The organism is Saccharopolyspora spinosa NRRL 18395, from assembly GCF_000194155.1.
Taxonomy (GTDB): Bacteria; Actinomycetota; Actinomycetes; order Mycobacteriales; family Pseudonocardiaceae; genus Saccharopolyspora; species Saccharopolyspora spinosa.
Map to the genome: position 1 here is coordinate 1346106 of NZ_GL877879.1, position 12636 is coordinate 1358741.

13 protein-coding genes and 1 pseudogene are annotated in these 12636 nt (G+C 71.7%); 5 read left to right on the forward strand and 9 right to left on the reverse strand.

Features of this window, described 5'->3' with window-relative positions; genetic code table 11:
• Positions 1 to 138 precede the first annotated feature (138 nt).
• The 3 genes from SSPN_RS0125265 (at position 139) to SSPN_RS45730 (ending at position 3305) form a co-directional block, all read left to right on the forward strand.
• Positions 139 to 1656, forward strand: coding sequence for a xylulokinase (locus SSPN_RS0125265; RefSeq protein ID WP_010310473.1), 1518 nt, complete (start codon positions 139 to 141; stop codon positions 1654 to 1656).
• Between the two features lie 77 nt (positions 1657 to 1733).
• On the forward strand, positions 1734 to 2084 hold the full coding sequence (locus tag SSPN_RS0125270; RefSeq protein WP_010310475.1) for a DoxX family protein: 351 nt from the start codon (positions 1734 to 1736) through the stop codon (positions 2082 to 2084).
• Between the two features lie 78 nt (positions 2085 to 2162).
• The gene (locus SSPN_RS45730) at positions 2163 to 3305 is read left to right on the forward strand and encodes an AI-2E family transporter (protein ID WP_158309644.1); all 1143 of its coding nucleotides are present in this window, start codon (positions 2163 to 2165) and stop codon (positions 3303 to 3305) included.
• 67 nt (positions 3306 to 3372) lie between these two features.
• Here SSPN_RS45730 and SSPN_RS57030 read toward each other — a convergent pair whose 3' ends face one another.
• Positions 3373 to 3549, reverse strand: coding sequence for a hypothetical protein (locus SSPN_RS57030; protein WP_010310478.1), 177 nt, complete (start codon positions 3547 to 3549; stop codon positions 3373 to 3375).
• Positions 3550 to 3924: 375 nt separating this feature from the next.
• On the opposite strand from SSPN_RS57030, the gene SSPN_RS57830 reads away from it, so the two are divergent.
• Complete coding sequence (locus SSPN_RS57830; RefSeq protein WP_010310480.1) at positions 3925 to 4212, forward strand: hypothetical protein; 288 nt, start codon at positions 3925 to 3927, stop codon at positions 4210 to 4212.
• Between the two features lie 183 nt (positions 4213 to 4395).
• On the opposite strand, the gene SSPN_RS0125290 is transcribed toward SSPN_RS57830, so the two are convergent.
• Positions 4396 to 6015 (reverse strand): amidohydrolase, encoded by a 1620-nt coding sequence (locus SSPN_RS0125290; protein WP_029535708.1) that lies wholly within the window; start codon positions 6013 to 6015, stop codon positions 4396 to 4398.
• Positions 6016 to 6183: 168 nt separating this feature from the next.
• Entirely contained in the window at positions 6184 to 6738 is a 555-nt protein-coding gene (locus tag SSPN_RS0125295) for an FxsA family protein (protein WP_010310484.1), read from the reverse strand.
• A 121-nt stretch (positions 6739 to 6859) separates the two neighbouring features.
• Between SSPN_RS0125295 and SSPN_RS0125300 the strand changes: the two genes are divergently transcribed.
• Positions 6860 to 7939, forward strand: a complete 1080-nt coding sequence (locus SSPN_RS0125300; protein ID WP_010310486.1) for a GDSL-type esterase/lipase family protein — start codon at positions 6860 to 6862, stop codon at positions 7937 to 7939.
• Positions 7940 to 7989: 50 nt separating this feature from the next.
• Here SSPN_RS0125300 and SSPN_RS0125305 read toward each other — a convergent pair whose 3' ends face one another.
• The 6 genes and pseudogenes from SSPN_RS0125305 to SSPN_RS45745 all read right to left on the reverse strand — a co-directional run.
• The gene (locus tag SSPN_RS0125305; protein WP_101377415.1) at positions 7990 to 8430 is read right to left on the reverse strand and encodes an Lrp/AsnC family transcriptional regulator; all 441 of its coding nucleotides are present in this window, start codon (positions 8428 to 8430) and stop codon (positions 7990 to 7992) included.
• A gap of 26 nt (positions 8431 to 8456) precedes the next feature.
• Positions 8457 to 9489 (reverse strand): annotated as a pseudogene (locus tag SSPN_RS45740) (M24 family metallopeptidase).
• Between the two features lie 164 nt (positions 9490 to 9653).
• Complete coding sequence (locus tag SSPN_RS0125315; protein WP_010310489.1) at positions 9654 to 9929, reverse strand: HPr family phosphocarrier protein; 276 nt, start codon at positions 9927 to 9929, stop codon at positions 9654 to 9656.
• 38 nt (positions 9930 to 9967) lie between these two features.
• The gene (locus tag SSPN_RS0125320; protein ID WP_010310490.1) at positions 9968 to 11449 is read right to left on the reverse strand and encodes a PTS fructose transporter subunit IIC; all 1482 of its coding nucleotides are present in this window, start codon (positions 11447 to 11449) and stop codon (positions 9968 to 9970) included.
• Positions 11446 to 11898: a PTS sugar transporter subunit IIA gene (locus SSPN_RS0125325; RefSeq protein ID WP_010310491.1), complete on the reverse strand. Its 453-nt coding sequence runs from the start codon at positions 11896 to 11898 to the stop codon at positions 11446 to 11448. Before SSPN_RS0125325 ends, SSPN_RS0125320 begins: the two co-directional genes overlap by 4 nt.
• A partial coding sequence (locus SSPN_RS45745) for a 1-phosphofructokinase family hexose kinase (protein WP_010310492.1) occupies positions 11895 to 12636 on the reverse strand: 742 nt, incomplete at its 5' end. The genes SSPN_RS45745 and SSPN_RS0125325, both read right to left, overlap by 4 nt.

The following is a 12636-nucleotide window of genomic DNA, read 5'->3' on the forward strand; positions in this document are numbered from 1 at the left end:
GACCTCCTCGAACCTTCCTGGCATCGGTCCTTGAAGTTTCTCATTGAACTACCCTTTGAGGATTTTCTGAGATAATGCCTTCGAATTGCCCGATCGCTGGTCGGCAACCCTCAAATCGCGTTTTGTCCGCGCCGAACGGTGAACGCCGGTTTCCGGGCGCGCGGCAGCTCCTGGTACTTCTTGCTCATGCACGCACCAGAGCTGATGTTGGGGATCGACGTCGGGACGACGGCCGTCAAGGTCGCCGCCTTCAGCCTGGACGGGGAACCGGTCGCCGCGCACACGACGGGCTACCCGATCGCCCGGCCCCGGCCGGGCTGGGCCGAGCAGGACCCGCTCGACTGGTGGCACGGGTGCGAGGCCGGCATCCGCGCCGTGCTCGCCGGACTCCCCGCGAGCGCAGTGCGATCGGTCGGCGTGGTCAGCCAGGTGAACACCCACGTGTTCGTCGACGAGCGGCTGGAGCCGCTGGCACCGGCGATCATCTGGCAGGACCAGCGCTGCGCCGAGGTCGCCCGCGAGCTCGACGCGCGGTTCACCCCGGCGGAGAAGACCCGGATCTGGGGCGGGCCGATCGTGCTCGACGCGTCGTTCGTCGGGGCGCGGGCGGAGTGGTTCGCCCGCACCGAACCGGCGCAGTGGGCGCGCACCCGGTGGGTGCTCAGCCCGAAGGACTTCGTGGTCGCCAGGCTCACCGGCCGGTTGGCGACGGACCAGCTCTCCGGGGTGCGCGTCGCCGGTTCCGCCGGATACCTCCCGGAAGCCGTCGGGCTCGTCGACGGGCTCGCCGAGAAGCTGCCGGAAATCCTCGAACCCGAGGCGCCGGTGGAACGGGTGAAGGACGCCGCGCTCGGCTCCGCCGAGGTGTCGGTGGGCACGATGGACGCGTTCGGCGCGGTCTTCGGCACCCGGACGACCGAGGCCGGTCGCGGCATGGTGTCGTGCGGGACGTCGCTGGTGGTCGCGGGCGCATCGCGGGAGTCGTTGCCGGTCGGGGAAGTCGTCACGTTCCCGCCGAGGAACGGGCTCTTCGTGCACGCGGGGCCGACGCAGGCCGCGGGCGACGCGCTGCGCTGGTGGTGCGGGGTCGCGGGGCTGAGCATCGAGGAGGTGCTCGCCTCGGCGGCGACCGGTGTGCCGGGAGTGGTCTTCACCCCGCACCTGATGGGCGAGCGCGCGCCGCTGTGGGATTCCGACGTCCGCGGCAGCTTCTTCGGGCTGAGCTCGGCGACGTCGACGGCCGACATGTCCCTGGCGGTGCTGCAAGGCGTGGCCATGTCCGGTCGGCACGTACTTGAGCCGGTGGAGCGGGCGTGCGGAATCCCGTTGCCGTCCTTGACCTTCTCCGGCGGCGGCGCGCGAAGCGACCTGTGGACGCAGATCCACGCGGACGTCATGCAACGCCCCATCGAGCGGCTGCGGGTGCACGACAGTGCGGTGCTCGGCGCGGCCATGCTGGGCGCCGTCGCCGCAGGTGCCTACCCCGACGTCGAGACCGCTGCCGCCACCACCGTCGCGGTGGACCGGGTTTTCACCCCCTCCCCCGGCGCCGACCGCCTCACGCCCCTGTACGCGGCGTACCGCAGCTCGCACGACGCCCTGCGCGGCCTCCACGACCACCTCGCGGAATGGCGATCGGAGACGCCGCCGGCCTGAAACGCGGCCTGTCACATCTCGGCGCGCTACCTCGTCCTGTTGGGAAAAAGGATCACCCGACCGAACGAGGTGCGAACATGATCGAACCGTGGTGGCCACTGGCCGTGCTGGCCCTCATCCACTTCGGCGATGCGCTGCTGTGCATCAAGCCCGTGGGGTTCGTCCGCCAGTGCCTCGTCGACGTGGGCTTCCCCGAGCGGTACTGGCGGCTTCTGCCGCTGCTGAAGTTCGCGGCCGCCGCCGGGCTGGTCATCGGCATCTGGTTCCGCCCGTTGGCGATCCTGACCAGCGCGGCACTCGTCTGCTACTTCCTGATCGCGTTGGCATCGCACATCCGCGCCCGCGACTTCGGCCGGAACCTGTTCCTGAACTGCACCGGCATGCTCGCCGCCTGCACCGGGGCGCTGGTGTTCGCGATCGCCGCCTGACGTCCGTCCTCATTGGATGATCATCGCGGCTAATACCCCGGTTCGCGCCGGGTCAAACCCGTGAACCGGGAACGTTTGGTGATCAGCGTTGCGGGCCAACCACGGGACGTGGACGATTCCGGCGGCCGGGGCGATGTCGCAGGGGCGGTACCTCGCAGCCTGCGGGTCGCCGCCGCCGTGGGGTGGCGGCTGCTGGTGCTGGTCGCCGTTCTCTGGGTACTGTGGCAGGCTTTCAACCTGCTCTACGGCGAAGTGATGTCGGTGGCGGTGGCGGCGCTGCTGGCGGCGCTGATGTCCCCGGCGGTGCACTGGCTGGTCCGCAGGGGGTTGAACCGCACGCTGGCGACCACACTAGTGCTCGTCGGCGGGCTCGCCGCGCTCGGCGCCGTGCTTGCCGTGGTGATCAACACGCTCGTGGCGGGACTGTCCGGGCTGAGCGAACAACTGGTGGCCAGCTTCCAGCAGATCCACGACTGGCTGATCCGGGGGCCGTTGAGCCTGAGCCAGCAGGAGCTCAACCAGGTCTTCCAACAGCTTTCGGAAGCCCTGCGGATCGACCGGGGCGGCCTGCCGACGACCGCGCTGGCGACCACCGGAACCCTGCTGCGGTTCCTCGCCGGCGTGCTGCTCGGCCTGTTCACGCTGTTCTTCTTCCTCCGCGACGGCGACTCGATCTGGTCGTTCCTGGTGCGGGTCACGATGCCGCGCACGATCCGCTTCCGCGTGCACAACGCGGGTCGGCAGGGGTTCATCACACTCGTCGCCTACGTTCGCGCGACCGCGGCGGTGGCGTTCATCGATGCCGCCGTGATCGGCATCGGCGCCACCGTGCTCGGCGTGCCGCTGCCCTTCGTGCTCGCCGTGCTGATCTTCCTCGGCGCCTTCGTGCCCTACATCGGCGCGGTCGTCACGGGCAGCCTGGCGGTGTTGGTCGCCTTGGCCGCAAACGGCGTGGTCAACGCGCTGATCCTGCTGGCCGTGGTCGTCTGCGTGATGCAGCTGGAAGGGCACGTGCTGCAACCGCTGTTGCTCGGGCACGCCGTGCGGCTGCACCCGCTGGCCGTCGTGCTCAGCGTGACGGCCGGTTTCACCCTCGCCAGTGTGGGCGGTGCGGTCCTGGCCGTGCCGCTGGTCGCCACGGCGAACACCGTCATCCGCGCCCTCCACACTCAGACGCGCGTGATCCCGGAGCACGGCGGCAACGGACACCAGCAGCCATGACCCCGGAATGGCCACGCAGCCGGTCGGTCCTGCCGCTTCCGCGGGTTGGGCTGGTAGCCGGGCCGGGTCAGACCCGGACGACGTCGGCGGTGACGATGCCGGTCGAGCCGAGCGGCCGCCTCGGTCGCCGGGTGCCCCACGGGCCCCGCACCGCGATCAGGTCGCTCGGAACCGGGCAAGCACGTCGGCCCTCGACCGGCCGGTGGAGCGCGACGTCGTTGCCGGACGTGGCGTGACTGGGCACAATTCTCACCCCGAGAGTGGTGGTATCGGCTGGAGACCGCAGCGGTCGGACATGCGCCGCCGAAACCATTGTGCAACACGAGACCGATGTGGTACCGCCCGGGCGGCACACCCGACGCCATCAGGTGTTTCCGGCACGCGGCTGCGACGAGCTGATGGTCGCCCATTCTTCAGGCCCCCGGATCACCGGGCAGCCGGGGCTTCCCCTGATCAGCGGCCGGGGGACAAAGTAGGCAGTCCGAACGGGTCACCGACGATCACGGCGCGAAGCACGTCGGCTAGGGGTGACACACATTGGTGGCCCCGGCGCTGCCGGAAAGCCGCAGGCACGGCAGATTCCCAGTCGCACCAACCCCTTCACAAACGGGAGAAGCAAATGCGTACGACTGCCAAGCTCGTCCTCGCCGCTGCGGCGTCGACCGGCCTCCTTCTCGGCGCCCAGGGCATTGCCAGCGCCGACGAGGAACCCACCTTCCAGCTGCCGGGCAATGTCAACACCTGGCTCGAAGAGAGCCCCGCCGCCGAATCGGACTTCCAGATCCTGCCTGCCTTTGATTCGCAGCAGCCGCAGCAGCAACAGCAGCCGCAGCAGGAACAGCAGCCGCAGCAGCAGGAGCCGCAGCAGCAGGAACAGCAGCCGCAGCAGCAAGATGGCGAGGAATAGCCTTGGACCGCCTGGGCCGGGGTCATCTCGGGACAGCAGTGACGTCGGTGTGACCCCCACAGCCTGATCGCAGCGACGAACCTTCGAGGGGCGCCCCCCACGGCGCCCCTCGAAGGCTGTCCGGGGCCTGGTCAGGCGGGCCGATCCCACCTCGGCTGCCGGAGAAGGCGATCTTCTCGCCCGCTAGACGAGTTCGTCGTCCTCGGCGGCTCGGGTGTAGATGGCTTCCCCGCGCAGGACGGTGCGCAGGCAGCGCGGCAACGGGGCGTCCGGGGAGAGGTCCGGAAGGCCCGGCACGCCCGCCTGCGGGTCGGTGGACCACCGCTGCACCCGCGAATCAGGTGCCGCCACAACGAGATTCCTGGCTTCCCACACCGCGTAGGTCGCGGGCGCACCGGGAACCAACGTGCCGGTGACGCCGTCGTCGACCCCGGCGGCTCGCCAACCGCCCCGGGTGTGCGCCGTGAACGCGGCACGCGGTGAGATACCGAAACCGGCGGTGCGGTGGTGCACCGCGGCCTGCACCGCGCGCCACGGGTCGACCTGCGTGACTGGTGCGTCCGAACCGAACGCCAGCAGCACGCCGTTGGCGGCGAGCTTCGAGAACGGGTTGAGCCGGGTGCCGCGCCCGACGCCCAGGCGCCGCGCGTACATGTCGTGGGAACCGCCCCAGGCGGCGTCGAAGGACGGCTGGACCGACGCCACCGCGCCGAACCTGCCCAGTTCAGCGGCCTGGTGCTCGTCAACCATCTCCAGGTGCTCGAGCCGGTGGTGCAGGCTCGCCAGCGCCGGAACACCCACGATCTCGGCGGCCTTGCGGAAGCCGTCGCAGACCTCAGCCACTCCGGCATCGCCGATCACGTGGAATCCCGCCTGGATCCCGGCGCGCGTGCACTCAACCAGGTGCTCGGCCACCGCGTGCGCGTCGAGGTAGAGCACGCCCGCCGTGGTCCGGTCGTCCGAGTAGGGCTCGCGCAGCGCTGCGGTGCGCGAACCGACCGCACCGTCGACGAAGAGATCACCGGCTAGGCCGCGGACACCGAGCTCGCGGGCCCGGTCTACCGCGCCCAGTTCGCCCCAGTAGCCGACGACCTCCGGCACGCCACCCTGCGCCGCGAGCGCCAGCAGGTCCGCCAGGTCATCCGCCCCGGAGATGTCCGGCCCGCCGCATTCGTGCACGCACGCCACGCCCCGCGAGGCCGCGTGCCGCAGGAAGGCCAGCTGCGCTTCCTGGCGCTGCGCGGCACCGAGGGCTTCTCGTGCGGCGCGGCGGACGTGGTGGTGCGCGACGCGTGTCAGCGGTCCTTGCTCGCTCCAGCCTTCGGCCCCGCGGGTCAGCGGCGCCCGGTCCACCAGCGCCGTGGACACCAGCGCGGAATGCACATCGATCCTGGACAGGTACACCGGCGCGCCGTCCGCGGCGCCGTCGATCTCGTCGCGGGTCGGGGGCCGCCGCTCCGGCCACCACGTCTCGTCCCACCCGTGGCCCCACACCAGCGTGCCCGGGTACTTCGCCACGTGATCCCGAAGCGCGTGCAGGAATTCCGTCAGCGACGCGCATCCGGTCAGGTCGAGGCCGTTGAGCAGCAGGCCGGTCGAGGTCGCGTGCACGTGCGCGTCGACGAAGGCAGGCGCCACGAACGCGCCTTCGAGGTCGATGACCTCGGCGTCGGGATGCAGCGCACGGCCGGCCTCGTCGGTGCCGACCCACGCGATGGTGCCATCGGTCACGGCCATCGCGGTGGCACCGGCGTCGGCGGGCGAGTGGATCCGCCCGCCGAGCAACAACGTGGTCTCGGACATGTCCTTCGTGCTTCCCCGTTCCGGGTTTTCCATCTGCGCAGGTCGAGATCGGTCGAAGGTGTCGACGCACGATCCCGCGATCGAACCGGCCCCCAGCGCGAACCCGGCCGCGATCGTTCTGGCGAGCTTACCCGCCCCCCGGCACCAGCTGACGCCGACGGCGACCGATCACCGGCGCGGGCGCCCGTCCGGTCGTTCTGCCTGCGCAGACCGCTGCGGGGGAAGCAATTCCGGGCCGGGCGCGGCGGGCTCGTCGTCCTCGGTGACCGAAACCACCTCGCCGTCGATGACGTCGCCGCCGGGCGCGGTCGCGCCCTGCCGGCGGTAGGCCTGCTGGGTGTGCAGCCACATCTGGTCCTGCATCGCCTTCGACCGCCGCTCCGCCGCGCGCAGCATCCGCTTGCGCAGCACTGCGCGGACCGGTGGCAGCAGGCACAGCAGGCCGGCCACGTCGCTGAGGAACCCCGGAAGGATGATCAGAATGCCCGCGGCGGCGATGAGCACGCCGTCGGAGAGCTCCTTCTCCGGAGGCCGTCGCTGGCGCGTGGCTTCGCGGAACTCCCGCAGGGTCCGGCGGCCCTGCCAGCGCAGCAGCCAGCCGCCCAGCACGGCGGCGGCGACCAGCAGGCCGATGGTGGGCAGCACCCCGATCGCCTGACCGATGGCGACCAGCACGGCGAGTTCGACCACACCGGCGACGAGGAGAAGGGCGAGGATCTGCACGGCGCGGAGACCTCCTGTCGGTGGCAGTCACCCGGTTCAACGAACCAGACCCCGCAAATGCTCCCAAAACCCGCAGAGGTGATGAAGGCCGCCGCGCGGCGGCCCCATAGACTTCCACGCGATGCTGGCGCACAAGTCGAAACCACTGATCCTGCTGCTGGTCGGCACCGTGCTCGCGCTCGCGGTGTTGATCAGCGACCAGTACCTGCCGGGATTGCCGCTGCAGCCAAAGCAGCTCCCGGCCGCGGTGGTGACCCTCGGCGACAGCACGATGTCCGGCGAAGGCGGCGGCAACTACGAGGCCGGCACCAACGGCGAGCAGGACAACTGGTGCCACCGCTCGGCCGCTGCGCCGGTCAACCAGCTGCGGCTGCCGCCCACCGTGACCCGCATCAACCTTGCCTGCTCGGGCGCGCGGGCCGATCTGGTGGGCGCGAACCCGGAACCCGGCCACGCCGAGGGTTCCCAGTCGCAGCGGCTGGCCGAGCTGGCGCGGCGCTACCGGATCACCGACGTTGTGGTGCAGGTCGGCGCGAACGACGACCCGGGCTTCACCGAAGTCGTCAACCAGTGCGTAGAGGCCTGGGTGCGGCAGGCCCCGGACGGTTGCGCGGCGCAGCTACGCACCGCTTGGCCGCAGCGCGTGGCGCGGATGAAGCCGAAGGTGCTGGGCACGTTGCACGACATCCGGGCGGCGATGGACAGCGCGGGTTACACGCCGAGCAGCTACTCCCTGATCGTGCAGTCCTACGCCTCGCCGGTCGGCCCCGGGGTCAAGCCCGAGCTGCAGGACCTGTCCGGCTGCCCGTTCCTGACCGGCGACCTGGAGTGGATCCGGGACGCCGGGGTGCCGCAGTTGTCGGCCGGGCTGCGGGACGTCGCACGGCAGGCGGACGCCCGGTTCCTGGACCTTTCCCGGGCGGGCTCCGGGCACGAGGCGTGCACCGGGAACCCGCGCACGGCAGAGGGCGAGTGGTTCACCCGGCTGACGGTCGACTGGCCGAGTCTCCAGGACGAGCGGCGCGCGCCGCACGCGATGCAGGAATCGTTCCACGCCAACGCCGCCGGGCACGCGCAGCTGGGCCACTGCCTCGGCGAGTTCATGGCCACCGATGCCCCGACGGCGATGTGCCTGCCGGACGAGCGCGGCAACCTGAAGCCGGTCCCGGAACACGTCGCGGCCGCCCAAGCCCACCCTTGATCCCCCCTCGCTAGCCGCACCGCTACCCAAAACGAGCCTGGAATCGGCGATTAGATCGCCGGGGGGCGGTTTTCGAACGGGGTCGATAGCACCACCGTCGTTCGGGTGGAGACCTTCGCCGCCTCGCGGATCTGCCGGAGCAGCTCCTCCAGGCCCAGCGGCGAGGCCACCCGCACCTGCAGGATGTAGGACTCGTCGCCGGCCACCGAGTAGCACGACTCGATCTGCGGCAGGTGCTCCAGCCGCTGCGGGTAGTCGTCCGGCGCGGCCGGGTCGATCGGGGTCAGCGAGATGAACGCGGTCAGCGGCAACCCGATCTGATCACCGTCCACTTTGGCCGTGTAACCCTGCAGGGCACCGCGCTGCTCCAGGCGGCGAACCCGCTGGTGCACGGCGGAAACGCTCAACCCGACGCGTTCGGCCAGATCGGTGAAGCTGCACCGGCCGTCCCGCGCGAGTTCGCGCAAGATGGCCCGGTCGGTGGTTTCCAGGACGCCTGGCGTCGCGGACCTGTCGCTCACGCCGGCAGCACAACCAACTCGTGCGGCTGGTTGTTCACGCTCTCCACACCGTCTTCGGTGACGATGACGATGTCCTCGATCCGCGCGCCCCAGCGCCCCGGCTGGTAGATGCCCGGCTCGACGCTGAACGCCATGCCCGCCTCCAGCGGCAGGGCATTGCCGCCGACGATGTAGGGCTCCTCGTGCACGTCCAGCCCGATGCCGTGCCCGGTGCGGTGCACGAAGAACTCGCCGAACCCGGCGGCGGCGATCGGCTCGCGGGCGGCGGCGTCGATCGACTCGGCGGTCGCGCCCGGCCGCACCCTGCGCGGCCTCCAGCACCGCATAGGTCTCGCGGACGTCCGCCTGCGCGGGCTCACCGATCGCGTAGGTGCGGGTGCAGTCGGAGTTGTAGCCCTCGGCGTTCGGGCCGCCGATGTCGATGACGACCACGTCGCCGCGCTCGATCACCCGGTTCGACACGTCGTGGTGCGGGCTGGCGCCGTTCGGCCCCGAGCCGACGATGACGAACGCCACCTCGGTGTGGCCCTCTTCGAGGATCGCGGCGGAGATGTCGGCGCCGACCTCGGCCTCGGTCCGGCCCGGCTTGAGGAACTCGGCCATCCGGGCGTGCACCCGGTCGATGGCGGCCCCGGCCTTGCGCAGCGCCTCGATCTCGGCGGTGTCCTTGCGCATCCGCAATTCGCGCAGCACGGTCCCGGCCAGCACCTGTTCGGCGCCGGGCAGGGCGGCGCGCAGCGGGAGCACGTGCAGCGCGGGCATCACGTCGGCGACGGCCAACCGGGCGGGCGCCCCGCCGCGGCGGGCCAGGTCGGCCACCATCGCGTGCGGGTCCTGGCCGTCGACCCACGTCACCACGTCGATGCCGAGCTCGGCCAGCGGGATGTCGGCGAAACCGGGCTCCTCCAGCTTCGGCACCACCAGCGCGGGCCGGCCGTCGGCCGGCAGCACCAGGCAGGTCAGCCGTTCGTGCGACTCCCCGCCCGCGCCGAGGAGGTAGCGCAGATCAGAACCGGGCGTGATCAGCAGCGCGTCGAGTTCCGCCGCGGCAGCGGTTTCGGCGGCTTTGGTGAGCCGGGCCGCGAACACTGATGGATCCTGCTCAATCGAGACGGTAGCCATAGCGCCCAAGCCTAATCCCGGGGCGGCGACCCGCCGCCCGGCTGGTCCAGTTCGCGGCACGCGGCGCCGAGTCAGGCCGGGGCCTTGTCCAGGTCCTGTTCGAGCAGGGCGACGAGGTAGTCCAGGGCCGCCTCGTCGCTGCCGGACAGCTCGACCTCGTCGCCGTGCTGGGCGCCCAGGGACATCAGGCCGAGCATGCTGCCCGCGTCGACCGTCTCACCGGCCACGCCGTCGACGACCTTGGCGATCGTGACGGTTGCGGCCTGCGCGGCAGCGGCCTTCGCGAGCAGTGCGGCCGGGCGGGCGTGCAGGCCCACCGAAGAGGCGATGCGGACTCGACGTTGCATGGCTTGTTCCTCCGAATGTGGTTTGGCGAAGCCGGGTTTCAGGCCGGGACGGCGGCCGCGGCTTCGGGAGCCGGCTGCTCGACGGCCGGGCGGCCAAGCTGCTTGGCGAACAGCACCGCCAGCGCGGCGACCACGACGCCGATGACGATCGCCGCCAGGTAGGCCAGCGGATTGCCCACCAGCGGCGTCACGAAGATCCCGCCGTGCGGGGCGCGCAGCGTGGCGCCGAAGGTCATCGACAGCGCACCGGTCGTCGCCGAGCCGATCACGATCGACGGGATGACCCGCAGCGGATCGCCCGCCGCGAACGGGATCGCTCCCTCGGTGATGAACGACGCGCCGAGCAGCCAGGCGGCCCGGCCGCTGGCCCGCTCGGCCGGGGTGAACAGCTTGCCGCGCACCGCCGAAGCCAGGGCCAGCGCCAGCGGCGGGACCATGCCCGCGGCCATCACGGCGGCCATGATCTCCAGCGACGCCGTGGCGCCGATGCTCAGCCCGCCGACGGCGAAGGTGTAGGCGACCTTGTTGATCGGCCCGCCCATGTCGAAGGCGATCATCGCGCCGAGCAGGGCGCCCAGCAGCGCCGCGTTCGCCCCGGACAGGCCGGTCAGCCAGCCGGTGAGCGCCGTCATGGCCAGCGCGATCGGCTTGCCGATCAGGACGAACATCAGCGCGCCCACCACCAGCGAACCGAGCAGCGGCAGCACCACCACCGGCATGATCCCGGCGACTCCGCGCGGCACCTTGATCCGCTTCAGCCCGGCGATCACGGCACCGGCCAGCAGACCGGCGACGAGCCCGCCCAGGAAGCCCGCGCCGACGGTCACCGCCACCGCGCCGCCGACGAAGCCGGGGGCGATCGCGGGCCGGTCGGCGATGGCGAAGGCGATGAACCCGGCCAGCACCGGCACCAGGAACTCGAAGGCGAGCGTGCCGATCTGGTTGAACAGGGCGGCCCAGCTGACCAGGCTCGCGGCGTCGAAGGTGTCGGTGACCGGCGGCGCGTCGGTGATCTGGTAGCCGCCGAGCGCGAAGCTCAGCGCGATCAGCAGACCGCCGGCGGCCACGAACGGGATCATGTAGCTGACGCCGGTCATCAACCACTGCCGCAGCCGGGTGCCGAAACCGGTGCCGGCGACGACCTTGCTGGCCAGTTCCGGCTCTTCGGCGGCTGATTCGGACGCGCCGGCGGGTTCGTGCGCACCCGCCGGTTGCTCCGCCGCCGCGTCCTTGGCACGGCCCAGCAGGCCCGCCGCGTCGTTGATGGCCTGCTTCACGGAGGCCTCCACGACCGGTTTGCCCGCGAAGCGTTCCCGGTCCCGCACCCCGACGTCGGCGGCGAAGATCACCGCGTCGGCCGCGGCGATGTCCGCCGCGGGCAGCGGCGTCGAACCCGCCGATCCCTGGGTCTCGACCAGCACCTCGTCGCCGGCTGCCTTGGCGGCCTGCTCCAGGGCTTCCGCGGCCATGTAGGTGTGGGCGATGCCGGTCGGGCAGGCGGTGACGGCTACGTACTTCACGGCGTGACCTCCGCACGCACGTACTTGGCGAGCTGCGCCGCGTCGGTGGCGTCGAGCAGCGTCTGCTTGAACTCGGCGCGCACCAGGCGCCGGGCCAGCGCGGCGAGCACCGTCATGTGGTCGGCGCCGCCGCCTTCCGGGGCGGCGATGAGGAAGATGAGCTTGGCCGGGCCGTCTTCGGCGCCGAAGTCGACGCCGGCGGCGCTGCGGCCGAAGGCCAGCGACGGCGCGGTCACCGCCGCGGAGCGGCAGTGCGGGATGCCGATGCCGCCCTCCAGCCCGGTGGGCATCTGCTGCTCGCGGGCTTCGACGTCGGCCAGGAACCGCTCGAGGTCCGTGACGCGGCCGGCGGCCACCAGCCGCTCGGCGAGGTCGCGCACCACGGCTTGCCGGCCGGTGCCGGCCAGGTCCAGTTCCACGAGGTCCGAGGTGATCAGTTCGGTTGTCATGCCGCCACTCCGCTGAGGCTCACTGATTTGTCCACTGTGTCCACTCGCACCCGCAGCGGGTGGACGTCGTCCGGGCCGGGCATGCGGCTGCCCGCCAGCCCGACCGCCGCCGTTCCGTACGCGACGGCGGTTCGCAAGGCGGTCGGGCCCTTGCCGCCCGCCCGCAGGAATCCGGCGAGCATCGCGTCGCCCGCGCCGACGGTGCTGCGCACCTCGGTCGCGATGCTCGTGGCGTGCCAGGTGCCGGTCTCCGCGACCAGCACCGCGCCCAGCTGGCCGAGGCTCACCAGCACGGTCGCCACGCCGCCGGCCCGCAGCTGGTGCGCGACGGCCAGCACGTCGCCGAGGTCGCGCAGCGGGCCACCGGCCAGCTCGGCGAGTTCGGCGAGGTTCGGCTTGACCAGGTCCGGCCGGGCTTGGCAAGCCAGTTCCAGGGGGCGTCCCGAGGTGTCCACGGCGACCATCGCCCCGGCGCGCCGCGCGGCGGCGGCGATCCGGGCGTGCAGGTCGTCCGGGCATCCGGCGGGCAGGCTCCCGCAGGTCACCACCCAGTCCGCCCGTCCGGCCAGGTCGGCGGCGGTGCGCTCCATCGCCGCGACCTCGTCCGCGGTGAGCTCCGGGCCGGGCTCGTTGAACTTGCTCGTGGTGCCGTCGGCCTCCACCACGGCGATGTTGCTGCGCGTGGGGGCCTGCACCGGCACCTCCACCACCGGCACCGCCTGCGGCGCCAGCAGCTCT

Bases quoted from the DNA above. Each gene is read 5' to 3' on its own strand.
- SSPN_RS0125325 (WP_010310491.1), bottom strand. From the start codon at position 11,898: ATGACAACCGAACTGATCACCTCGGACCTCGTGGAACTGGACCTGGCC.
- SSPN_RS0125315 (WP_010310489.1), bottom strand. From the start codon at position 9,929: ATGCAACGTCGAGTCCGCATCGCCTCTTCGGTGGGCCTGCACGCCCGC.
- SSPN_RS0125290 (WP_029535708.1), bottom strand. From the start codon at position 6,015: ATGTCCGAGACCACGTTGTTGCTCGGCGGGCGGATCCACTCGCCCGCC.
- SSPN_RS0125300 (WP_010310486.1), top strand. From the start codon at position 6,860: ATGCTGGCGCACAAGTCGAAACCACTGATCCTGCTGCTGGTCGGCACC.
- SSPN_RS57830 (WP_010310480.1), top strand. From the start codon at position 3,925: ATGCGTACGACTGCCAAGCTCGTCCTCGCCGCTGCGGCGTCGACCGGC.
- SSPN_RS0125270 (WP_010310475.1), top strand. From the start codon at position 1,734: ATGATCGAACCGTGGTGGCCACTGGCCGTGCTGGCCCTCATCCACTTC.